30 protein-coding genes and 1 other RNA gene are annotated in these 21,549 nt (G+C 67.0%); 16 read left to right on the forward strand and 15 right to left on the reverse strand.

Features of this window, described 5'->3' with window-relative positions; all coding sequences use genetic code 11:
* Nucleotides 1-109 precede the first annotated feature (109 nt).
* The 9 genes from CA237_RS05905 (at nt 110) to CA237_RS05945 (ending at nt 7,312) form a co-directional block, all read left to right on the forward strand.
* Complete coding sequence (locus tag CA237_RS05905) at nt 110-2,452, forward strand: ATP-binding protein (protein WP_126013344.1); 2,343 nt, start codon at nt 110-112, stop codon at nt 2,450-2,452.
* Nucleotides 2,453-2,454: 2 nt separating this feature from the next.
* Entirely contained in the window at nt 2,455-2,895 is a 441-nt protein-coding gene (locus tag CA237_RS05910; protein WP_066689082.1) for a chemotaxis protein CheW, read from the forward strand.
* Nucleotides 2,896-2,959: 64 nt separating this feature from the next.
* Nucleotides 2,960-3,325 (forward strand): response regulator, encoded by a 366-nt coding sequence (locus CA237_RS05915; protein WP_066689080.1) that lies wholly within the window; start codon nt 2,960-2,962, stop codon nt 3,323-3,325.
* Nucleotides 3,326-3,336: 11 nt separating this feature from the next.
* Nucleotides 3,337-4,389, forward strand: coding sequence for a chemotaxis protein CheB (locus tag CA237_RS05920; protein WP_241215443.1), 1,053 nt, complete (start codon nt 3,337-3,339; stop codon nt 4,387-4,389).
* On the forward strand, nt 4,386-5,222 hold the full coding sequence (locus tag CA237_RS05925; RefSeq protein WP_066689078.1) for a protein-glutamate O-methyltransferase CheR: 837 nt from the start codon (nt 4,386-4,388) through the stop codon (nt 5,220-5,222). Before CA237_RS05920 ends, CA237_RS05925 begins: the two co-directional genes overlap by 4 nt.
* A 67-nt stretch (nt 5,223-5,289) precedes the next feature.
* On the forward strand, nt 5,290-5,973 hold the full coding sequence (locus CA237_RS05930; RefSeq protein WP_066689170.1) for an N-acetylmuramoyl-L-alanine amidase: 684 nt from the start codon (nt 5,290-5,292) through the stop codon (nt 5,971-5,973).
* 33 nt (nt 5,974-6,006) lie between these two features.
* Nucleotides 6,007-6,411, forward strand: an RNA gene (gene rnpB, locus CA237_RS05935) — RNase P RNA component class A.
* A gap of 51 nt (nt 6,412-6,462) precedes the next feature.
* The gene (locus CA237_RS05940; RefSeq protein WP_066689076.1) at nt 6,463-6,999 is read left to right on the forward strand and encodes a J domain-containing protein; all 537 of its coding nucleotides are present in this window, start codon (nt 6,463-6,465) and stop codon (nt 6,997-6,999) included.
* 10 nt (nt 7,000-7,009) lie between these two features.
* Nucleotides 7,010-7,312 carry a (2Fe-2S) ferredoxin domain-containing protein gene (locus tag CA237_RS05945; protein WP_066689074.1) on the forward strand — a complete coding sequence of 101 codons (303 nt, stop codon included), beginning with the start codon at nt 7,010-7,012 and terminating at the stop codon, nt 7,310-7,312.
* A gap of 14 nt (nt 7,313-7,326) precedes the next feature.
* On the opposite strand, the gene CA237_RS05950 is transcribed toward CA237_RS05945, so the two are convergent.
* The 10 genes from CA237_RS05950 to CA237_RS19600 all read right to left on the reverse strand — a co-directional run bounded on the left by CA237_RS05950 (nt 7,327) and on the right by CA237_RS19600 (nt 11,107).
* A complete protein-coding gene (locus CA237_RS05950; RefSeq protein ID WP_126013347.1) occupies nt 7,327-7,764 on the reverse strand; it encodes a hypothetical protein in 438 nt (145 codons plus the stop codon).
* 118 nt (nt 7,765-7,882) lie between these two features.
* On the reverse strand, nt 7,883-8,305 hold the full coding sequence (locus CA237_RS05955; protein WP_066689070.1) for a SufE family protein: 423 nt from the start codon (nt 8,303-8,305) through the stop codon (nt 7,883-7,885).
* Nucleotides 8,306-8,328: 23 nt separating this feature from the next.
* A complete protein-coding gene (locus CA237_RS05960) occupies nt 8,329-8,559 on the reverse strand; it encodes a hypothetical protein (RefSeq protein ID WP_066689064.1) in 231 nt (76 codons plus the stop codon).
* Nucleotides 8,560-8,585: 26 nt separating this feature from the next.
* Nucleotides 8,586-8,849, reverse strand: coding sequence for a hypothetical protein (locus CA237_RS05965; protein ID WP_066689062.1), 264 nt, complete (start codon nt 8,847-8,849; stop codon nt 8,586-8,588).
* Nucleotides 8,850-8,860: 11 nt separating this feature from the next.
* The gene (locus CA237_RS05970; RefSeq protein ID WP_066689169.1) at nt 8,861-9,166 is read right to left on the reverse strand and encodes a hypothetical protein; all 306 of its coding nucleotides are present in this window, start codon (nt 9,164-9,166) and stop codon (nt 8,861-8,863) included.
* Nucleotides 9,167-9,227: 61 nt separating this feature from the next.
* Complete coding sequence (locus tag CA237_RS05975) at nt 9,228-9,521, reverse strand: hypothetical protein (protein ID WP_066689060.1); 294 nt, start codon at nt 9,519-9,521, stop codon at nt 9,228-9,230.
* A 38-nt stretch (nt 9,522-9,559) separates the two neighbouring features.
* Nucleotides 9,560-9,940: an envelope stress response membrane protein PspC gene (gene pspC, locus CA237_RS05980; protein ID WP_066689058.1), complete on the reverse strand. Its 381-nt coding sequence runs from the start codon at nt 9,938-9,940 to the stop codon at nt 9,560-9,562.
* Nucleotides 9,940-10,224, reverse strand: a complete 285-nt coding sequence (gene pspB / locus CA237_RS05985) for an envelope stress response membrane protein PspB (protein WP_066689054.1) — start codon at nt 10,222-10,224, stop codon at nt 9,940-9,942. The genes pspC and pspB overlap by 1 nt, the downstream gene beginning before the upstream one ends.
* A 4-nt stretch (nt 10,225-10,228) precedes the next feature.
* Nucleotides 10,229-10,897, reverse strand: coding sequence for a phage shock protein PspA (pspA, locus tag CA237_RS05990; protein WP_066689049.1), 669 nt, complete (start codon nt 10,895-10,897; stop codon nt 10,229-10,231).
* 66 nt (nt 10,898-10,963) lie between these two features.
* Nucleotides 10,964-11,107: a hypothetical protein gene (locus CA237_RS19600; protein WP_157092689.1), complete on the reverse strand. Its 144-nt coding sequence runs from the start codon at nt 11,105-11,107 to the stop codon at nt 10,964-10,966.
* A 169-nt stretch (nt 11,108-11,276) separates the two neighbouring features.
* Here CA237_RS19600 and pspF point away from each other — a divergent pair, with 169 nt between their 5' ends.
* The gene (pspF, locus tag CA237_RS05995) at nt 11,277-12,302 is read left to right on the forward strand and encodes a phage shock protein operon transcriptional activator (protein ID WP_066689047.1); all 1,026 of its coding nucleotides are present in this window, start codon (nt 11,277-11,279) and stop codon (nt 12,300-12,302) included.
* Nucleotides 12,303-12,418: 116 nt separating this feature from the next.
* Nucleotides 12,419-13,030: a superoxide dismutase gene (locus tag CA237_RS06000; RefSeq protein WP_066689042.1), complete on the forward strand. Its 612-nt coding sequence runs from the start codon at nt 12,419-12,421 to the stop codon at nt 13,028-13,030.
* A gap of 217 nt (nt 13,031-13,247) precedes the next feature.
* On the opposite strand, the gene CA237_RS06005 is transcribed toward CA237_RS06000, so the two are convergent.
* From CA237_RS06005 to mtaB, 3 genes are read right to left on the reverse strand one after another with little or no spacing between them, the layout of a single operon-like run.
* Nucleotides 13,248-13,883, reverse strand: coding sequence for a septation protein A (locus CA237_RS06005; protein WP_066689760.1), 636 nt, complete (start codon nt 13,881-13,883; stop codon nt 13,248-13,250).
* Nucleotides 13,880-14,809, reverse strand: coding sequence for a signal recognition particle-docking protein FtsY (ftsY, locus tag CA237_RS06010; RefSeq protein WP_066689761.1), 930 nt, complete (start codon nt 14,807-14,809; stop codon nt 13,880-13,882). Before ftsY ends, CA237_RS06005 begins: the two co-directional genes overlap by 4 nt.
* Nucleotides 14,806-16,041, reverse strand: coding sequence for a tRNA (N(6)-L-threonylcarbamoyladenosine(37)-C(2))-methylthiotransferase MtaB (gene mtaB, locus CA237_RS06015; protein ID WP_066689762.1), 1,236 nt, complete (start codon nt 16,039-16,041; stop codon nt 14,806-14,808). Before mtaB ends, ftsY begins: the two co-directional genes overlap by 4 nt.
* Here mtaB and CA237_RS06020 point away from each other — a divergent pair.
* A complete protein-coding gene (locus CA237_RS06020; RefSeq protein WP_126013350.1) occupies nt 16,040-16,618 on the forward strand; it encodes a DUF924 family protein in 579 nt (192 codons plus the stop codon). The two genes, mtaB and CA237_RS06020, sit on opposite strands and share 2 nt — an antisense overlap.
* Here CA237_RS06020 and CA237_RS06025 read toward each other — a convergent pair.
* The gene (locus CA237_RS06025; protein WP_066689764.1) at nt 16,593-18,230 is read right to left on the reverse strand and encodes an EAL domain-containing protein; all 1,638 of its coding nucleotides are present in this window, start codon (nt 18,228-18,230) and stop codon (nt 16,593-16,595) included. The two genes, CA237_RS06020 and CA237_RS06025, sit on opposite strands and share 26 nt — an antisense overlap.
* Nucleotides 18,231-18,473: 243 nt before the next feature.
* On the opposite strand from CA237_RS06025, the gene ffh reads away from it, so the two are divergent.
* From ffh to rimM, 4 genes are all read left to right on the forward strand, one after another.
* Nucleotides 18,474-19,967, forward strand: a complete 1,494-nt coding sequence (gene ffh, locus CA237_RS06030) for a signal recognition particle protein (RefSeq protein WP_066689765.1) — start codon at nt 18,474-18,476, stop codon at nt 19,965-19,967.
* 48 nt (nt 19,968-20,015) lie between these two features.
* Entirely contained in the window at nt 20,016-20,399 is a 384-nt protein-coding gene (gene rpsP / locus CA237_RS06035; protein ID WP_066689766.1) for a 30S ribosomal protein S16, read from the forward strand.
* A gap of 89 nt (nt 20,400-20,488) precedes the next feature.
* On the forward strand, nt 20,489-20,614 hold the full coding sequence (locus tag CA237_RS20125; protein WP_269746903.1) for a hypothetical protein: 126 nt from the start codon (nt 20,489-20,491) through the stop codon (nt 20,612-20,614).
* A gap of 25 nt (nt 20,615-20,639) precedes the next feature.
* Nucleotides 20,640-21,098, forward strand: coding sequence for a ribosome maturation factor RimM (gene rimM, locus CA237_RS06040; RefSeq protein WP_066689879.1), 459 nt, complete (start codon nt 20,640-20,642; stop codon nt 21,096-21,098).
* A 3-nt stretch (nt 21,099-21,101) separates the two neighbouring features.
* On the opposite strand, the gene CA237_RS06045 is transcribed toward rimM, so the two are convergent.
* The gene (locus CA237_RS06045; RefSeq protein ID WP_066689767.1) at nt 21,102-21,497 is read right to left on the reverse strand and encodes a BLUF domain-containing protein; all 396 of its coding nucleotides are present in this window, start codon (nt 21,495-21,497) and stop codon (nt 21,102-21,104) included.
* Nucleotides 21,498-21,549 lie beyond the last annotated feature (52 nt).

Below are 21,549 nucleotides of genomic sequence, written 5' to 3' on the forward strand. Positions count from 1 at the left end.
AAGTCCGGGGTAACGGAAGTGGAAGCGGTCGTGCGCGACATTGGCGCCTGCACTAACCCCGCCTTAACCTGATCCCGCCCATGGTCGCGCCACAACCGGGCGGGGCCGCATGGACGATCTGTTACAGGAATTCATTGCCGAGACCCGCGAGACGCTGGAAGCGTTGTCGACGGAGGTCGTCGCGTGGGAGGCGGCGCCCGAGGATCGGGCGCGGCTGGATGCGATCTTCCGCTTCGTCCACACGGTCAAGGGCAGCTGCGGATTCCTCGACCTGCCGCGCCTGTTGCGGCTGAGCCATGCCGCCGAGGATACGCTGTGCGAGGTCCGCGACGGGACGCGGCGGCCCGACCGCGCGCTGGTCGACGGGGTGCTGGCGATCGTCGACCGGATCGGCGAACTGGTCGAGGCGATCGACGCCGGCCTGCCGCTGACCGACGAGGGTGAGGACGAGCTGATCGCCGCGCTGGCACCGGGGGCGAGCATCGCGCAGGCGACGACGCCGGTCGCGGCGGCGGCGATCGCGCAGGGGCGCACGCCGCTGCGCAGCGTCCGGCTGAACGTCGACCTGCTCGACCGCATGATGAGCGGCATGTCGGACATGGTGCTGGTCCGCAACGAACTGTTCCGACGCCTGCGCGACCTCGACCTCGATCCGGCGGTCGAAGGGGCGCTGGAGCGGCTGTCGGCGTCGGTGGCCGATATGCGTGACGCGGTGACGCGGACGCGGATGCAGAAGATCGAGACGCTGTTCTCTCCGCTGCCGCGGATCGTGCGCGACACGGCGGCGGCGGTGGGCAAGGCGGTGACGCTGAGCGTCGACGGCAGCGATGTCGAGTTGGACCGCGAGATGATCGAGGTGATGCGCGATCCGCTGGTCCATGTCGTGCGCAACGCGATCGACCATGGCATCGAGTCGCCCGCCGAACGCCGCGCCGCCGGCAAGCGCGAGAGCGGGCGGCTGCACGTCGCGGCGCGCCAGTCGGGCAACCAGATCGTGATCGAGGTGATCGACGACGGGCGCGGCATCGATACCGAGCGGCTGATCGCCAAGATGGCGGGTTCGGGACAGCGCAGCGAGGCCGAGCTGCGGCGGATGACCCAGCGCCAGCAATGCGAACTGGTCTTTGCACCGGGCCTGTCGTCGCGCGACGTCGCGACCGAGATTTCGGGACGCGGTGTCGGCATGGACGTGGTGCGATCGGCGATCGACCAGATCGGCGGGCGGATCACGCTGGACAACAAGCCCGGCCGGGGGCTGCGGATTGCGGTGCAGGTGCCGCTGACGCTGTCGATCGTGTCGACCATCGTCGTGCGTGCGGGCGAGCATCGCTTCGCCATTTCGCGCCAGACCATCGGCGAGATCGTGCGCGAACGCGGCGCGCATATCCGGATCGACCGGCTGGGCGATATCCGCATCGCGCAGATCCGCGACCGGCGGATACCGATGGTCGACCTGTGCGAGGTGCTGGGCGTCGAATCGCGGCCCGAGGCGTGCGGCAAGATGCTGGTCGTGGTCGGCATCGCCGGCGGCGACCTGGCCGTGTCGGTCGACGAGGTGCTGGATACCGAGGAACTGGTGGTCAAGCCGGCCGCTCCGGCGGTGATGGCGACCGGGCTGTTCGCCGGGCAGACCCTGCCCGACACCGGGCAGCCGATGCTGATGCTCGACTGTGCTGGCGTCGCGAGTGCCGCCGGCCTGACCTTTGCCGACGCGATGGACCGCGAGCTGGCGACCGAGGCGGAGGAGGTGGCGGACCCGGGGATCGCCGCGCTGCTGTTCGACGATCTTGACGGGCGGCGGCGGGTCATCCCGCTGGCGGTGATCGACCGGATCGAACGGATTCGCGCGGGCAGCCTGCAACGCAGCGGCGGGCGTATCTGGCTGTCGATCGACGGACGGGTGCTGCCGGTGGCGGCGTGCGCAGTCGAAGGGATCGACCGCGTGACGACGGTCCTGCGCCTGACCGACGGCATGGTCGAGCTGGCCTATGCCATCGACGACGCGGTCGACATCGTGATGCTGCCCGAGCTGGCGGCGCCGGCGGGTGAGTTCGGGCCGAGCGGCGGGATCGTGCTGCTGAAGGGCGAGCAGGTCGAGCAGGTCGATCCGCTCTGGCTGTTCGAACGCCATGCGCGTGACGTGGCGCCGGGGGTGGGGGCCAGGGGTTCCGACGCGCGGCCGACCTGCCTGCTGGCCGATGGCGGCAGCGGATGGATGCGGACCTTCCTGCGGCCGATGCTGGAACAGGCCGGGTATCGCGCGGTCGAACGGTTGAAGGACGACGAACGCCCCGCGCTGGTGCTGGCGCAGGCGGAGGGCCCTGTGGCGGCGGCGGGAGCGACTCCGGTCGTGCGGCTGCGCGCGTCGGTGGCCGATACCGGCGACGGCAGCGTCTATCGCTATGACCGGGAGGGCGTGTTGCAGGCGGTGCGACAGGCGGTGGGGAGGTAACGATGCCGAAGCTGTTCCTTCTCGCCCAGGTCGCCGGGCAGGACGTCGCGATCCTGTCGGACCATGTCGAATCGGTGGTGGATATCGCCGCGATCGCGCCGGTGCCGCGCACCGCGCCTGCGGTATGCGGCCTGGCGGCGCTGCGCAGCCGGGTGGTGACGGTGATCGACACCGCGCTGGCGATCGACCCGGATGGCGAGCCGTCCCGGCGGAAGCGGGCGGTGGTGACGCAGGTCGACGGGCATCACTATGCGTTGCTGGTCGACATGCTCGACGATGCCTATCGCTGCGAGGTGCGGCCGCTGGCATCGGGGCTGATGCCGGGTGCGGCATGGGGGCCGGTGGTGTCCGGTGTCATCGATCATCTGGGCCGTGCGGTACTGGTGCTCGACCTGTCCGCCGTCGTCGCGCGGGCGGCGGGCACAGAACGTGCCGCTGCCTGAAGGCTTTAACGGGCTGCTTACGAAGTCGCGCTAGGCTGGATGCGTGCAGAGTTAGGATGTCGTGATGAAGAATTGCCTGGTCGTCGATGATTCGAAGGTGATCCGCAAGGTTGCGCGACACATTCTGGAAACGCTGCAGTTCGAGGTCCGCGAGGCGGGCGACGGACGCGAGGCGCTGGACCGCTGTGCCGAACGGCAGCCCGACGTGATCCTGCTCGACTGGAACATGCCGGTGATGAGCGGCATGGATTTCCTGCGCGCGCTGCGCCAGAGCGAAGGCGGCATGCACCCCAAGGTCGTGTTCTGCACGACCGAGAACGGCATGGCCTATATCCGTGCCGCGATCGAGGCCGGGGCCGACGAATATGTGATGAAGCCGTTCGATCGCGAGACGCTGGAAAGCAAGCTCCAGATCGTCGGCGTTTCGTAAAAGCACCCAGGGTGGCGGCGGCCTGTCCACGACCGGCGGCGTCGCCCTCGGGCACGCTGCGCGTGCTGATCGTCGATGATTCGGCGGTCACGCGCTGCGTCATCGCCCGGATCGTCGATGCGATCCCGCAGTATGAGGTGATCGCGGCGGTCGGCAGCATCGCCCAGGCCGAAGCGGTGCTGGGCAAGGGGGCGGCGGACCTGATCCTGCTCGACATCAACCTGCCCGGCCGGGACGGGTTGTCGGGATTGCCCGCCCTGTTCGCGGTCGCCCCCGACGCACGGGTCATCGTCCTGTCGGGCAGTTGCGCCGCCGGGTCGCCGACCGCGCTGCACGCGCTGTCGCTTGGCGCCGCGGCGACGCTGGCCAAGCCCGAATCCTCGCCGCTGGCCGGGGGTTTCGCCGCGCGGCTGACCGCGCTGGTCGGCGAGGTGATGGCCGCATCGCCCCATTCGATCGCCGCGACGATGGCGGCAGCGGGCGGCAGTCCGTTCGACGTGATCGCCATCGGGGCGTCGACCGGCGGCATCCACGCCATCGCCCCGCTGCTGCGCGCGCTGCCCGACGATCTCGATGTGCCGATCCTGATCACCCAGCATCTGCCGGCGTCGTTCACCGACTATTTCGCGCAGCAGCTGGCGGCGCTCGCCAGGCGCCCGGTCGATGTCGCGGCCGACAGCCTGCGCATCCAGCGCGGGCGGATGATCCTGGCGCCCGGCGACGCGCATATCCGCGTCGTCCCGACGATCGAAGGGGCGGCGACCCGGCTGGATCGCACCCCGGCGGTCAGCGGCTGCATGCCATCGGTGGACCCGATGTTCGAATCGGTCGCCGAAGTGTTCGGTGCGCGCGCGCTGGCGGTCGTGCTGTCGGGCATGGGGCGCGACGGATGCCGCGGCGCCGAACGCATCCGCGCGACCGGTGGCGTCGTCGCGGTACAGGACCAGGGCAGCTCGGTCGTGTGGGGCATGCCCGGCGCGATCGCGGTCAGCGGCCTTGCGTCCACCATAGGTACTCCCGAAGAACTGGGCGCGTTCATCGCCCGGAGAAAGCGTTCCGCATGACGCCGCCGCAGGTCCACCCGCCGCTCAGCAGCGCCGCGAACAAGATCGTCACCCTGCTGGAGCAGCGGACCGGGCAACAGCTCGACGCCGGGCGCGCATGGCGGATCGACAGCCAGTTGCAGCCGATGCTGCGCGAGCGCGGGCTGACCTCGCTCGACGAACTGGTGGCGCGCATCGCCGCGGGCGGGCGGTGCGAACAGGGGCTGGCCGACCTGGTCGTCGACGCGCTGCTCAATCAGGAAACCTCGTTTTTCCGCGATTCGTCGGTCCTCGATCAGGTCGTGGCGGCCGCCGCTGACATGGCGCAGTCGGTGCAGCGCCGGCTGCGCGTCTGGTCGGCAGCCTGCTCGACCGGGCAGGAGCCGCTGTCGCTGGCGATGCTGTTCGCCGAGGCGCAGGAGCGCGACGGGCTGACCATGCCCGAATTCCGCGCGACCGATATTTCGGCGCGGGCGCTGCAGCGTGCGCGGGCGGGGCGCTATACCCAGTTCGAAATCCAGCGCGGGCTGTCGATCCGGCGGATGATGCGCTGGTTCGATGTGCACGAGGAAGCGTGGGAGGCGAAGCCCGAGCTGCGTTTCCGCCTGTTGTACGGCCAGCAGAATTTGATGTCCGACCCGATGCCGGCGGGCAAGTTCGACATCGTGCTGTGCCGCAACGTGCTGATGTATCTGGCGCCGGCCACACGGCGGCAGGTGCTGGATCGGATCGCCGGCGTGTTGCGGCCCGGCGGGCTGCTGGTGCTGGGCGCGGGCGAGACGGTGATCGGGCATACCGAGGCGCTGGTGCCGTCGGAACGCTATCGCGGCATGTACCGGCCCGCCGCGCACTAGGCTTGCCTTTCGGTCCGTCCCGCCGCAATCGGGGAGGGTCGTGGACGAGGGGAGCGCCAGGGTGGACATGATCGAGACGCCGTCGCCGAACTTCGGCGAACGCATGCTGCCGATCACGATGATCGTCCTGCACTATACCGGCATGACCGATTCCGCGTCGGCGATCGCCCGGCTGACCGACCCCGCGGCGCAGGTGTCGGCGCATTATCTGGTCGACGAGGACGGCACGATCCACCGCATGGTGGCCGAGGACAAGCGCGCCTGGCATGCCGGGCGGTCGCATTGGCGCGGGATCACCGACGTCAACAGCGCTTCGATCGGCATCGAGCTGGTCAATCCCGGCCATGAATGGGGCTATCGCGCGTTTCCGGATGCGCAGATCGACGCGCTGATCCCGCTGGTCCATGCGATCAAGGACCGCCACCAGATCACGCGCGGCAATGTCGTCGGCCATTCGGACATCGCACCGGTGCGCAAGCAGGATCCGGGCGAACTGTTCCCGTGGAACCGGCTGGCGCGGCTGCGGCTGGCCTTGCCGCGCCCGACCCGCAACCTGATGGACCCGGGATGGAGCGATGCCGGTTTCCTGCTGGCGCTGGAGCGCTTCGGATACGATGTGGCGGATGCGACGGCGGCGGTGACGGCGTTCCAGCGGCGGTTTCGGCCGGAGATGGTCGATGGCGTGATCGACGGCGAATGCCGGATGCTGCTGCTCGCGCTGCTGTTGCCCAAGCCGCAAGGCGACGATTGAACCGGCGCGCGCGCTCGGCTAGGGGCGGGTGCGTCAGAGGGTCGGGCGGCCGCGTCACGTGTCGAACGTGCCGAGGAAAGTCCGGGCTCCACGGAAACGACGGTGCCGGGTAACGCCCGGCGGGCTTCGCAGGCTTCGGCATGCGGGGTTCAGGGACAGTGCCACAGAGAGCAGACGGCCTTTGGCTTCGGCCGGGTTACGGTGAAAGGGTGCGGTAAGAGCGCACCGCGCGGCCGGTAACGGCAGCGGCATGGCAAACCCCACCGGGAGCAAGACCGAATAGGGGCGGCATGGAGTGCGCAAGTGCTTCGGGGCATGTTCCGGCCCGCTGCCCGGGTTGGTTGCTGGAGACGGCGTGCAAGCGTCGTCCGAGAGGAATGGTCGCCTATCCCGCTTTCGGCGGGTGGACAGAACCCGGCTTACAGACCCTCTGACATTCGTACGCGACAATGGGTTGCGTGCAGGCTGCGGCGGCTTATTTCGGACCCAATGGCACGACAAACGCGATCGAACGACTGGGGCTTTCCCCGCTGGCGCGGCTATAGCGAGGGCCGCGAGGCGCAGACGGTCAAGCTGTGCGATCGCCACGGCTGCACCGAACCCGGCAAATGCCCCGCGCCCAAATCGCCCAACAACCCCGATCGCTGGTATTTCTGCGAAACCCATGCCGCCGAATACAATAAGGGCTGGAATTACTTCGAAGGGTTGAACGAGGAAGAGGCCCGCGCGAGGGAAGCCGAGGAACGCCGCACCGCCAATGGCTACGCGGCATCGGCGTCGAACGCCTGGGCCGGATCGGGCGACGGCACCCGGTCGCGCGACGAGATGCGCGCGCTCGAAGTGCTGGAATGCGACCCCGATGCCGATTTCGACACGATCCGGCTGGCATGGCGCAAGCTGGCCAAGGTGTTCCACCCCGACGTCCGGCCGGGTGATGCCGAGGCGGCGAAGAAATTCCACGCGATCCAGGCGGCCTATGATGTCCTTCGCGTGGCCGAGGAACGGCGGAGCTGGAAGCCGGCGTGAGGAGCGCCCAGTGAGAACCGGCGTCCGATCGCGCTGGGACAAGGCCGTGCTGGTCTGTGCCAAATGTTCGAAGAAGCTGGACGACGGGTTCGGCGACGGCGGCAAGCCGCTGGCCAAGGCGCTGCGCAAGCATCTGAAGCTGAAGAACGGACCGAAATCCGCCGCCGGCGTGGTCGAGGTGAAGTGCCTCGACGTATGTCCCAAGGGCGCGGTGGTCGTCGTGGACAGCGCGCGGCCGAACGACTGGCTGCTGGTGCGGCCGGGCGACGATCTGGACGCGGTGGCCGAACGGCTGGGGCTGGCGGGAAAATAGGGTGCGGCGACCGGCTATCCGGTCGGCTCGATCCTGGCCAGAAGCGCGGCGGCGGCGGGGAAGAGCCATTGGTCTTCGCGGTCGATCAGGTCGGCCAGCTGGCCGGTAATGTCGCGCATCGATCGGGCATAGCCGACCCAGTCCTGTCGGATCGCAGGCAGTGTCCACCGGGCGATATGGGTGGAAAAGAGCCCGCGCAATTCGTTCGAACAGGCTTCGATCGCGCCATATTCGGGAATGTGATGCGTCAGCCGATGGGCTTTCAGCGGGGCATGGATTTGGGCGATTTCCGTTGCGACATTGTCGGCGACCGCCTTTGCCAGCCGCAGCCGGGCCTTGACGACCATCGGTAACCCGCGATCGGCCGGCATGTCGGTCAGCGCATGCAGTTCCTCGATCGCCGCGCGGATGGTGGCGTGCTGCTGCTCCAGCAGTCTGATATCTACCCGCATCCCCGTTCCCTGCCGTCCGCCGATGCGGCCCATTGGTATACGGTTCTTGGTTAATTTTTCGGGAACGACGTGCGGATGCCCGCCGGGCGAACCGGTCGCGCCGACGAGGGGCGTCGGGCTATTGGCCGGAGGGGGCTCCGGCCAGCCGCGCGGCCGTTTCCCGGATCAGCGCGATCATGTTGGGAATGCCCTGCGTCCGGTTCGAACTCAGCTGGTTGCGCAGGTCGAACGGGGCGAGGGCGGCTTCGATATCGGTGTCGAGGATCGCCTGTGCCCGCCGGTCCTGTACGGTCGCCAGCACCAGCGCGATGATCCCCTTGGTGATCGCAGCGTTGCTGTCGGCGAGGAAATGGAGCGTGCCGTCCCCCTGCGGCTGGGGATAGACCCAGACCGATGCCGAACAGCCGCGGACGAGGGTCGCATCGGTCTTGAGGGGATCGGGCATCGGCTCCAGCTGGCGGCCCAGATCGATCAGGAGCCGGTAACGGTCGTCGCCGTCGAGAAAGTCATATTCTTCGCGGATGTCGTCGATGCTCTGCATGACGCCGCTATAGGCATTTGGTCCTACAGTTCCACCCCGGCGGCGATCGCTTCGAGCTTGCGGATGCGCTCCTTCAGGTCGGCGATCTCGATCCGGGTGCCGGCGTTCGGCGTCGGCTGGGCCATCGGCTTGTCGCCCAGGCGCTGTTGCTGAAGCGCCAGCCAGCCGCGCCAGCCGGCGAGCGTCGTGACCGCCACGATCGCGACGGCGGCGAGGGTGGTGATGGCGAGTGCGAGGGTAAGGGTGAGGTTCATCGGACTGCCCTGTTCATTCGGGTTTGTCAGTTGAGCGGTTTGTCGCGGAGCCGTTCGATCTCGTCGGAGAGGTCGACGCCGCGGTCGGTGATGATGCGTTCGAGGACGCGGACCCGCTGTTCCAGCCGTTCGGTCTGTGCGGCGTATTGCGCGGCCTTTTCGGCGGTTTCGGTGCCGCGAACCTGCAGTTCGCGTTCCTTCAGTTCCAGCCAGGGTTGGAACACTAGCTTGCTGAGGATCGCGACGATCGGGATCATCAGGGCGAGCATGGGGATGATGAAGGGGCTCATGGCCGGTCCTTTCAGTTCGCGCGGCTGCGCAGCTCTTCGATTTCGCGGTCGAGGCTGTGGGCGCCGTCGGTCACGATCCGCTCGACATTGGCGAGCCGGTCCTTGATCGATCCCAGCTCGGCCTTGAGCTGGGCGTTTTCCTGGCTGAGCAGCTTCACGCGTTCGACGGTCTCGTCGTCGCGCTTGGGATAGACGCTCTGGCCCCAGCCGCCCTGCAATGGATAGCCGTGCTTGATCCGCAGCCATGTGGTGACGACCCATCCGGCGACGGAGATGGCGACGATCGTTCCGATGAAGGGAAAGATCATCTGCATCATCGCGACCTTTTCCGGCGTGGCATTGTCGACATAGCTCATCATGACTGGAACTCCGTACGGTTCAGCGCAGCGCGTCGATTTCGCGGGCGGTGCGGGTGGCAGGATCGGTGGCGATGCGTTCGAGGACGGCGATGCGCTCCTCCAGCCGGCCGACCTTTGCTGCGAGACGTTCGTTCTCCTCGGCCATCAGCCGGGCCTGCCGGCTGGGTTCCACCTCGTCGCGGCGGGCGGCGGGGCCGCCCCAATCGTCGTTCAGCGGATAGCCGTGCTTGGCGCGAATGGCGGTCGTCACGACCCAGCCGATCATGCTCATCGCGATCAGGGCCAGCACGAACCCCGGTCCACCCCAACTCATCGTCTCTCTCCCTTTCGTCCGCTCAGGCGGGGACCCGATCAGCGCAGGCTGTCGATCTCGTCCGCCAGACGGGTGTTGCGGCTGGTATAGTACATTTCGATGTCGGCAAGGCGACGGTCGATATCGCGGAAGGTCGAGCGCATTTCCGATGCCGAGCGGGTCGGGTTCGACCGGACGCCCTGCCAGAATTTCTCGTCCTCATAGCTTTCGTACAGGCCGACCGGCTTCTTCTGCGCCATCCAGGCGATCATGAAGTAGGCGATCACCGTCCAGGGAAAGCCACCGGCCAGCGTCAGCAACACCGTGCCGATGCGGATCCACATGACCTCGACACCGGTATAGTCGGCGATGCCGGCGCACACGCCCGACATCTTGCCATTCGCCTTGTCGACATAGAATTTGGTGCGTGCGCCGGACATCAGTCCCTCCGTGCGTAATCGTTGTTGCGGAAATCGCTTTCCGGATATTCCCGGCGCGGCATCGAAGGGCGGAAGTCCGGATTGTCGGCGGCGATGATCCGCTCGATCGTCTGGAGCCGCTCTTCGAGCCGGCGGGCAGTGACGTGCATGTCGTCGAGCAGTCGCTCGTCCTCGTTGGTCAGCGTCGGCGACTGTTTCCACTTGGTGATATAGTGAAGGATCAGCCACGGCAGACCGATGAAGAGGACGCTGATCGCGACCGCCGCCGTCAGGAAATCGCCCATGCGATCAGCCCTCCCGGTTGAGGCGGGCCTTCAGCGCGGCCAGTTCGGCGTCGATCTTGTCGGACTGGCGCAGCTCGGCGATCTCGTCCTCCAGGCTCTTGCCACCCTGGCCCATGCCGGCCGCTTCGGCGCGACCTTCGGCAAGGTCGGCACGGCGTTCCAGCACGTCGAAGCGGCTGAAGGCTTCGGCGGTCTTGGACCCTGCATACATCTCCCGCAGCTTGGTGCGGTTGTTGGCGCTTTCCATCCGGGTCTGGATGGCGTTCTGCCGCGTCCGCGCCTCGCGCAGCTTGTTCTGCAGCTTGGCGATGTCGGCTTCCGACGCGCGCAGCGCATCGTCGAGCACGACGATCTCGGCATTGAGCTGTTCGATCATGTCGACCGCCTTCTGCCGTTCGACCAGCGCGGCCTTCGCCAAGTCTTCGCGGTCCTTGCTCAGCGCCAGCTCCGCCTTTTCGGTCCAGCTGTCCTGCAGCTTTTCCAGCTTGGTGATGTGGCGACGCATTTCCTTCTGGTCGGCGATGGTGCGCGCGGCGGAGGCGCGGACCTCGACCAGGGTTTCCTCCATTTCGAGGATGATCATGCGGATCATCTTCGCGGGGTCTTCCGCCTTGTCGAGCAGGTCGGTGACGTTGGCGGCGATGATGTCGCGGGTGCGGGAGAAAATGCCCATCGGTTACTCCTGACAGATACTGGGTGGCCGGGGTGGAACGGGGCGGAACCGCCCCGGCCCGCCGCCTTACGCCATCGGCGCGGCGGCAACGGTTGCGGCGGTCGGACCGGTTGCGGTCGTGACGCCAAAGGCAAAGAAGCAGACCGCGACCGCGCCCATCAGGCTGAGGATCGACTGGCGGGCGGTCACGTTCTTGTTGATGCGGATCATGGTGGAACTCCCTGAAGCTGTTTTGTGCGCCCTGTGCCGGGCTTGCACAATACATTGCAGGAGGCGTGCCAATTTCGAAAATGACGGTTTTGCGTCACTTTTCGCGTGGCCGCCCGGTCGATGAATTTGACGCTTGCGAATGTTTGGGAAAATACGCCACACATCGGCGATGGAACGCGCAAGCCAGGTCGTCGGCCAATCCGGCCCCTTTCTCGATGCCCTCGAACGGGCCAGCCGGGCCGCCGCGCTCGACCGTCCGGTGCTGGTGATCGGGGAGCGGGGGACCGGCAAGGAACTGGTCGCCGAACGGCTCCACCGCCTGTCGGGGCGTTGGGATCAGCCTTTGGTGGTGATGAACTGCGCCGCGCTGCCCGAGACGCTGATCGAGGCGGAACTGTTCGGCCATGAATCGGGCGCGTTCACCGGCGCGACCAAGGCGCGCGCCGGGCGGTTCGAGGAGGCCGACGGCGGCACGCTGTTCCTCGACGAACTCGGCACGCTGTCGATGGGTGCGCAGGAACGGCTGCTGCGCGCGGTCGAATATGGCGAGGTGACGCGCATCGGGTCGTCGCGCCCGATCCGGGTCGATGTCCGCATCGTCGCCGCGACCAACGAGCACCTACCCGACCGGGTGGAGCGCGGCACGTTCCGCGCCGATTTGCTCGACCGGTTGAGCTTCGAGGTGGTGACGCTGCCCCCCTTACGCGCGCGGCCGGGCGACATCATGGTGCTGGCCGACTTTTTCGGGCGGCGCATGGCGGCGGAGATCGGGCGCGACGAATGGCCGGGCTTCGGCCCCAACGCGGTCGATCAGCTGATGGAGCATCGCTGGCCGGGCAATGTCCGCGAACTGCGCAACGCGGTCGAACGCTCGGTCTATCGCTGGGAACGGCCGGGGCCGATCGATCTGGTGGAGATCGATCCGTTCGCCTCACCCTTCCGGCCACGTACCGCCGGTGCCGCGCCTATACCGGCGGCGGCGCCCATTACGGGTGACGCACCCGAGCCTGCCGCGCCGGACGATCCGTGCGACGATTTCAAGACGCGGGTGAACCGGTTCGAACGCCAGCTGCTGACCCGGGCGATGGCCGAGGCGCGCTATAATCAGCGGACCTGTGCCGATGCGCTGGGGCTGACCTACGACCAGCTGCGCCACGCGCTGAAACGGCATGGTTTATTGGGGCAGGGGGGCTGAGCGGCCTTGCACCGGCTCCCCCAACGCCTAGATGTTCCTCGAACGTAACGACCGGAGCCAAGCGCGCCGACCTTCGTTCGGTCGACCAGAGCTTACATGCCCAAGGAGGAACCCCCATGGCTTTCGAACTTCCGCCGCTGCCCTATGCCTATGACGCGCTGGAGCCGACGATCGACAAGGAAACGATGACGCTGCACCATGACAAGCATCATCAGGCCTATACCGACAAGCTCAACGAAGCGGTGTCGGAGGATCCGAGCCTCGAGGGCAAGTCGATCGAGGAGCTGATGGCGAACATGTCGGGCGCGCCGGCCAAGCTGCGCAACAATGGCGGTGGCTATTGGAACCACACCTTCTTCTGGGAAACGATGAAGGGCGGCGGGTCGCAGCCGTCGGGCGCGCTGAAGGACGCGATCGACCAGCAGTTCGGTGGTCTCGATCAGCTGAAGGAGCAGTTCAACACGGCGGGCGCGAACCAGTTCGGCTCGGGCTGGGCGTGGTTGATCGTCGGGCAGGACGGCAAGCTCGCCATCACCTCTACGCCGAACCAGGACAATCCGCTGATGGACGTAGCGCCGGTGAAGGGCACGCCGATCCTGGGCAACGACGTGTGGGAGCACGCGTACTATATCACGTACCGCAATGCGCGTCCGGCCTATCTGAAGGCGTGGTGGGATGTGGTCGACTGGGACAAGGTCGGTGAGCGTTATGATGCTGCGGTGAAGTAACTTGTAGCCCTCTACCGGAAGGGGAGAGGGTTGGGAGAGGGGGCTGTCCGCGAGGACGGCCCCTTTTTTCGTTCGCGGACCTCAACCACCCGTCATTCCGGCGAAGGCCGGAATCCACGGACATCGACCGGTTCGAAAGAGCCGCGAACACCCGACACAATGGATCCCGGCCTTCGCCGGGATGACGAAGGCGTCGAACGGGGACCCTGCTATCCTGTCAGTCCGCCGGGGGCAGCGGGGCGTCCTTTTCCATCTGCAACCCGTTGCGCAACAGCATCGGGATATTCGCCGCGGCGAAGATCAGCGTCAGCGGCACCGCGCCCCACAGCTTGAACCCGACCCAGAAATCCCAGCTCGAATGGCGCCAGACGACCTCGTTCAGCACCGCCATGAACGCGAAGAAGATCGCCCAGTTGAGCGTCAGCTTGCGCCAGCCCGCCGCACTCAACCCCGGATAGGCGGTTTCCAGCAGCTGTTGGAGGAGGGGCCGCCCGGTGACGAGCCCGAAGGTCAGGATCGCGGAGAACATCGCATAGACGATGGTCGGCTTCATCTTGATGAAGGTATCGTCGCGGAAATAGAGGGTGAGCGCACCGAACACGACGACGAGGCCGGCCGACAGCCACAGCATCGGCGAGACATGGCCGGTCTTCCATTTCGATACGATGATCGCCGCGACGCTCGCGATCATGAAGGCGGTGCTGGCGATGATGACCTGCGCCAGCGAATCGACCATGTCGGGCAGGCCGATCTTGCCCGCCAGCAGGTTCGCGACGAAGAAGACCAGCAACGGGCCATAATCGAGCGCCATGCGGAACAGCGGCGATACCGGCGCCTTGGGTTCGGTCGTCATTTGCGCACCCGCTCCACACCCGCGATGATGCGCGAGACTTCATGGGCATCGAACCCACGCAGATCGTCGGCGGTTTCGCCGACGCCGATCGCATGGATCGGCAGCCCGAACTTCTCCGCCGCCGCGACGAGAACGCCGCCGCGCGCGGTGCCGTCGAGCTTGGTCATGACGAGCCCGGTGACACCGGCGGTTTCCTTGAACACCTCGATCTGGTTGAGCGCGTTCTGCCCCGTCGTCGCGTCGAGGACGAGGACGACGTCATGCGGTGCCGCCGGGTTCAGGCGGCCGAGGACGCGGCGGACCTTGGCCAGTTCGTCCATCAGCTCGCGCTTGTTTTGCAACCGCCCGGCGGTGTCGACGATCAGCACGTCGATGCCGGTGGCGGTGGCCTGCTTGACCGCTTCATAGACGATTCCGGCCGCGTCGCCACCTTCGGCCCCGCTGACGATCGGCACGCCAATGCGTTCGGCCCAGGTCTTGAGCTGGCCGATGGCGGCGGCGCGGAAGGTGTCGCCCGCCGCCAGCATCACGCCATAATCCTGTTCGACCAAGGTCTTGGCGAGCTTGGCGATGGTAGTCGTCTTGCCCGAGCCGTTGACGCCGATGACCAGGATCACCTGCGGCCGCGGAAACGCCTCGATCTCCAGCGGTTTGGCGACCGGGGTCAGGACCTTTTCGATCTCTTCCGCCACGACCAGCCGGATGCCGAGTTCCTCCATGTTGCGCTCATACTGCCCCTCGGAGAGGCGGGTGCGGACACGGGCGGCGGTGGCGGGGCCGAGGTCGGAGGCGATCAGCGCCTCCTCGATCTCGTCGAGCGTCGATTCGTCCAGGCGCGCGGCGGACAGGCCGACCAGATTGCCGGTCAGGCGGTCGGAGGTCTTTTTCAGGCCGCCGAGCAGGCGTTCGTGCCACGAAAGGCTCATAGGGGCATGCCGATCAACTGATCGCCTTCGAGTTGAGTGAGCCGCGCGGTGACGATGCGACCGGGCGGGCAGGGGGGAAGCCGTACGTCGGCAAAGCCGGGGCTGTGCCCGCGCGTGCCGGGTCGTTCGACCAGAATGTCGGTGATGGTGCCGATCTGTGCGGACAGCCAGTCATGGTGCCGGCGGGCGGCGGCATCGCGCAACGCCTGCGCACGCGCCTTGGCGATGGGCGGCGGCACCTGCGGCATCCGTGCGGCGGGCGTGCGCGCGCGTGGGCTGTAGGGAAAGACATGGGCGTGGACGATGGCGCAATCGTCGATCAGCGCCAGCGTATTCGCCGCCATCGCGTCGTCCTCGGTCGGAAACCCGGCGATCAGGTCGGCGCCGATGGCGATTTCCGGGCGTGCGCCTTTCAGGCGCTCGACCAGCCGGACGGCGTCGGCGCGGCTGTGGCGGCGGCGCATTCGCTTCAGCACCATGTCGTCGCCCGCCTGAAACGACAGATGCACGTGCGGCATCACGCGCGGTTCCGACGTCAGCAATTCCAGCAGCTTGTCGTCAATTGCTGCGGGATCGAGCGAGGACAGGCGCAACCGCCGCAGCGAGGTGCGCGCAATGATCGCTTCTACGAGATCGCCGAGCTTGGGCGTGTCGGGCAGGTCGTGGCCATAGCTCGACAGGTCGACGCCGGTCAGCACGATTTCGGCATGGCCTGCTGCGACCATTCCTTCGACCTGCGCCACGATGCCGTCGATCGTCGCCGACCGTGATGGGCCGCGCCCGGCGGGAATCGCGCAGAAGGTGCAGGCATGGTCGCAGCCATTCTGCACCTCGACAAAGGCACGCGTCTGCCCTTCGAACCCGCCGGCGAGCTGCGGTGCGGTGTCGAGCACGCGGTCGATGGTGCGGACGATGACCGGTTCGCTCGACCCCCATGCGACGGGGTTCAGCTTGTCCGAATTGCCGATCACGCGCGTGACTTCGGGCATCGCCGCGAAGCTCGCCGGGTCGATCTGTGCCGCGCAGCCGGTGACAACCAGTTCGCTGTTCGGTCGGTCGCGTCGGGCCTTGCGGATCGCCCTGCGGGTCGCGGCGACCGCGTCGTTGGTCACGGCGCAGCTGTTGATCACCACCACGTCGCGCGCGCCGACCAGCCCGCGGATCGCATCGCTTTCCGCGATGTTCAGCCGGCAGCCGAGCGTTATGATGGCGGGACCACAGGAGGATGGCATGGGCGACGATCTAGGGACAGCGGCAGGGGAAGTCCACGGACAGGCGCGCGAAGTGCTCGACTTCTGGTTCAGAGAAGTTGGTCCGGAGCGGCACTTCGCGAAGGACGATGCGCTCGACGCCATGATCGCGGACCGTTTCGGCGCGTTGCAACGGCGCTTGCTGACGACCGAGGCGGCGGGATGGCGCGACGACCGCGACAGCCTGTTCGCGGCGGTGATCGTGCTCGACCAGTTTTCGCGCAACCTGTTCCGGGGACAGGCGGCGGCATTCGCGGCCGATCCGCTGGCGCTGGAGCTTGCGCTGATCGGGATCGCGCGGGGTTATGACCGGGAACTGCCCCCGGAGCGCCGGGCGTTCCTCTATATGCCGCTCATGCATAGCGAGGATGCGGGGGTGGCGCGCTTCTCGCTCCATTGTTTCGAAGCGCTGGGCAATCCGGTGAACCTGAAATTCGCGCGCGACCATGCCGAGGTGCTGGCACGCTATGGCCGTTACCCCTCGCGCAACGCGGCGCTCGGCCGGGTGTCGACCGAGGCCGAGGCGGCCTATCTCAGCCGACCTGACGCCGGGTGGTGAGATCGGGCAGATCGGGTTCGGTCGTGCCGGCATGGAGCAGCCCGCGCGCGGCAAGCATTCGCCGCGTATCGGCGATCGACAGCGGCTTGCCATAATTCCAGCCCTGCGCCTTCGCACATCCCAGCGCCGCCAGTCGTTCGGCGATGGTGTCGGTTTCAACCCCTTCTGCGGTGACCGGCAGGTTGAGATTGGCGCCAAGGCCGATGATCGCATTCACGATCGCCGCCGAATCGGCATTGTCGAGCATCGACAGGACGAAGCTCTTGTCGATCTTGATCCGGTCGAACGGCAGCGCGCGGAGGTGCGCCAGCGATGAATAGCCGGTGCCGAAATCGTCCAGCGCGAGGCGGACGCCCTGATTCTTCAACGAACCGACGATCGACTGGGCCAAGGCCAGATTGTCGAACAGCGCGCTTTCGGTGACCTCGATTTCCAGCCGGTTGGCGGCAAAGCCGCCCTCGACCGTCGCCTTGATGATCTTCTGCGCCAGCCACGCATCGCGCAGCTGATATGGCGAGATGTTGACGGACAACGACAAGGTCGGGTCCCAGTCGCGCGCGGCGGCGAACGCCTGTCGCATGATCGCCAGCGACAATTCGGCGATCAGGCCCGAATCCTCGGCGACCGGGATGAAACGGTCGGGCGGGATAATCCCCTGCGTCGGATGGACCCAGCGCGCCAATACCTCGAACCCGCACAGCCGGCCGGTGGCAAGGTCGATCTGCGGTTCGAAATAGGGAACGATCTGCCCGGCGGGGATGGCCTGGCGCAGGCCGTTCTCGATATCGTTGCGGTCGATCAGCGCGTGTTCCATCGCGCGATTGAACCAGGTGACGCCGCCGCGTCCGGACTTCTTGGCGCAATACATCGCGATGTCGGCCGACCGCAGCAGCGTGTCGATGCCCGCCCCGTCGAAGTCGGACCGCGCGACGCCGATCGAGCTGGTCAGGTGGATGCGCCGATCGTCGACCTCGATCGGCTGCGACAGCGCGGCGATCACGCGCGATGCGACATGATCGACCGTCGACGGGTCGCGGGCGTCGAACACAAAGGCACAGGCAAAGGCGTCGCCGCCGAATCGCGCGGTGAGTGCGGCGGACGGCATGACATCGGCGATGGCGTGGGCGGCGGCACGCAGGACGGCGTCGCCCGCTTCATGGCCGTGCATGTCGTTGACCATCTTGAAATGGTCGAGGTCGACGATCATCAGCGCTACCGCCTGATCCCGCCGGGTCGCCGCGCGCAGCAGCGCCGCGCCGGCTTCGCTGAGCGAACGGCGGTTGAGGAATCCGGTGAGCGGATCGCGCGACGCCAGCATCCGGGCGCGTTCCTCCGCCGCCGAACGGCCATGCATCTCGATCGCGGCGGCGCGATGGCGCAACCAGCAGAAGAAGACGAGGACGGCGTTGGCGATCAGCGCCAGGAACAGGTGCCGCTCGACCGGGGCGCCACCGAAATAGCGGTGATCGAGGAAGCCGCTGATGACCGCGATGGCCAGCCCGGCGAACAGCACGATGCCCGCGATATAGATCGGCAGCGTCCAGCGGTTCCCCCGCTGCGGCGCTTCCGCTGGGGCCGTGCCCTCTGTTCCGCGTTGCCGATCCCATTCCATACGCGGCCGTTATCGGCGCACATCGGTATAGAAGGTGTTAAAGGCCGTGTTCGTCCTGTCGTCACCCGGGCTCCGGTCGTCGCGACTTGCGCGGGACGGCGCGATGCGCTAGAGGCGCCGCATCGTTTCCGTTGGGAATCGTTCAGCAATGCCGCCCAAGGGCGACGCCGGCCGACGAGGTTTCGTCCGCCGGCGTGTTTTGCTTGAGTGTTTTTCATAGGGTTTCGCAACTGGAGTGCGCGCGTGTTCGAAAGTCTGAGTGACCGGCTGGGAGGGGTGTTCGATCGTCTGCGCGGTCGCGGCGCGCTGACCGAGGCCGATGTCCGGACGGCGATGCGCGAAGTCCGCGTGGCGCTGCTGGAAGCCGACGTCGCGCTGCCCGTCGCGCGCGAATTCGTCGAAAAGGCGACCGAGGCCGCCGTTGGCCAGAATGTCCTGCGTTCGATCACGCCGGGACAGCAGGTCGTCAAGATCGTCCATGACGCGCTGGTCGACATGCTGGGACCGGATACGGCCGAGCTGGACGTCGCGGTCACGCCGCCCGCCGTCATCATGCTGGTCGGGCTTCAGGGCTCGGGCAAGACCACGACCACCGCCAAGCTCGCCAAGCTGCTCGCCAAGCGCGAGGGCAAGAAGGTGATGATGGCGTCGCTGGACGTCAATCGCCCGGCGGCGCAGGAACAGCTCGCGGTGCTCGGCACGCAGGTCGAGGTCGCGACCCTGCCGATCGTGGCGGGGCAGCAGCCGGTCGACATCGCCCGGCGCGCGCTGCAATCGGCGAAGCTGCAGGGCTATGACGTGGTCATGCTCGACACCGCCGGTCGTCTGCACGTCGATCAGGCGCTGATGGACGAGATGAAGGCCGTCTCGGACATCGCCAAGCCGAACGAGACGCTGCTGGTCGTCGACTCGCTGACCGGGCAGGACGCGGTCAACGTTGCGCAGAACTTCTCCGAACAGGTGCCGCTGACCGGTGTCATCCTGACCCGCATGGACGGCGATGCGCGCGGCGGTGCCGCATTGTCGATGCGCGCCGTCACCGGCAAGCCGATCAAGTTCGCGGGCACCGGCGAAAAGCTGGACGCGATCGAGCCGTTCCACCCGAAGCGCGTTGCCGGCCGTATCCTCGGCATGGGCGACGTCGTGTCGCTGGTCGAAAAGGCCGCACAGTCGATCGAGGCCGAAGACGCGGAGCGCATGGCGGGTCGCCTGGCCAAGGGTCAGTTCGACATGAACGACCTGCGCGGGCAGCTGGCGCAGATGCGGCGCATGGGCGGCCTGGGTGCGCTGGCCGGCATGATCCCGGGCATGAAGAAGGCGCAGGCGGCGATGGCGTCGGGCGCGGTCGATGAGAAGATCCTGCTGCGCATGGACGCGATGATCACGTCGATGACCGCCAAGGAACGCGCCAAGCCCGAACTGATCAACGCCAAGCGCAAGATCCGCATTGCCAAGGGATCGGGCACGACGGTGCAGGACATCAACAAGCTGTTGAAGATGCATCAGGAAATGCAGACCGCGATGAAGAAGCTCAAGAAGATGGGCGGCATCAAGGGCATGATGGCGATGCTGGGCAAGGGCGGCATGGGCGGCCTCGGCAATGCGCTCGGCGGCCCCGGTCTTGGCGACCTGATGAGCAAGGCGGGGGGCGAAATGCCCGGCCTGCCCGGTCTCACCGGTGGCAAGGGGATGCCGCAGCTACCCCCCGGCTTCGAAAACCTGATCAAGAAGAAGTAACCGCCGGCAAGGCTCCGGCTTACACAGACCAACGAAGGAAGAAGAATAATGGCACTCAGCATCCGTCTGTCGCGTGGTGGCTCGAAGAAGCGTCCCTACTACCGCATCGTCGTCGCCGATGCGCGCAGCCCGCGCGATGGCCGCTTCATTGAGAAGATCGGCACCTACAACCCGCTGCTGGGCAAGGAAGACGAGAAGCGCGTCGTGCTCGACGCCGAGCGTGCGACCCACTGGCTGGGCGTCGGCGCGCAGCCGACCGACCGTGTCGCCCGCTTCCTCGACAAGGCCGGTGTGAAGGAACGCGCTGCCCGCAACAACCCGAACAAGGGCAAGCCGGGCGAAAAGGCCGTCGAACGCGCCGAGGAGCGTGCGGAAAAGGCGAAGGCCGCTGAGGAAGCCGCCAACGCCCCGGCCGAAACCGCCGAAGCGTAAGGGGTTGTGCAGGCGCGTCTTTTTGGGCGCGCCGGCATCCTTTGATCTGCGTCATGCGTTGCGGGTCATCCCGACCAGGAGCATGACGCATGATCGACCCGCAAGAACAGCGCCCCCATGACGAAGACGCCACCAATGTCGGCCAATCGGCGGAAGAACCCGCCGAAGGCCGCGACGACACCCCCGACGGCGGCGAAGGCTCGCCCGACGCCTGACGTCGCGGTCGACCGCAGTCGCGTCGTGCTGGCGGCGATCGCCGGGGCGCATGGGCTGCATGGCGAGGTGCGGCTGAAGCTGTTCACCGACGACCTGTCGGCCTATGCGACGCTGAACGGTGGCGCGCTGACCCTGGTCTCGGTGCGCCCCGCGACCAACGGCGTGATCGGCAGGTTCCGCGAAATCGCCGACCGCAACAAGGCGGAGGCGATGCGCGGGACCGAATTGTGGATCGGCCGTGACCAGCTGCCGCCGCTGGGCGAAGGTGAATATTATCACGCCGATCTGCTCGGCCTGGCCGTCGTGTCCAGTACGGGCGAGACGCTGGGGCAGGTGGTCGCCATCGACGATTTCGGCGCGGGCGACGTGATCGAGATCGAACGGCCCGGCGGCAAGCGGTTCATGGTGCCGATGCAGCCTCATGCCGTACCCGAATGGAATGACGAACGTCTGGTGGTCGACGCGCTGTTCGCCGTCGATTGATGGCTAGCGCGTTACGGCGGCGGTAAAGGCGGCGCGCAACGGTTCGGGTGCGCCCGCCAATCGCCGCTCGATCCGCGCCAGTACCGCCTCGCCATCGTGGAGCGAGCGCGTCGCGCGCTCCATGCTCCAGTAACCGAATTCCCGCGTGCCGAGCGAACGGTCCGACAGGATCGTCAGTTCGCTGTGGCGCGGATCGTTCGCGATCCGGGCATAGGTTGCGGCGACGCTGGATTCGGGGCCTTCGATCACCTGCAGGAAATGGCTGCCGTCATGCCATAGCAGGCCGGTAATACCGTCCACCGCGTTGTTATGGCGGGATTGTTGCAGGATGCAGTCGACATCGACCCCGGGCGCGCTGCGGCTGGTATAGAAAAGCTGGCGGAACTGCGTCTCGGTCACGCTCGATCGGATACGATGACCCCGGCGATCGAACAAGCCTGCTGCGTAACGA

The organism is Sphingomonas sp. ABOLH (assembly GCF_003951715.1).
In the GTDB taxonomy this organism is placed as follows: domain Bacteria; phylum Pseudomonadota; class Alphaproteobacteria; order Sphingomonadales; family Sphingomonadaceae; genus Sphingomonas; species Sphingomonas hankookensis_A.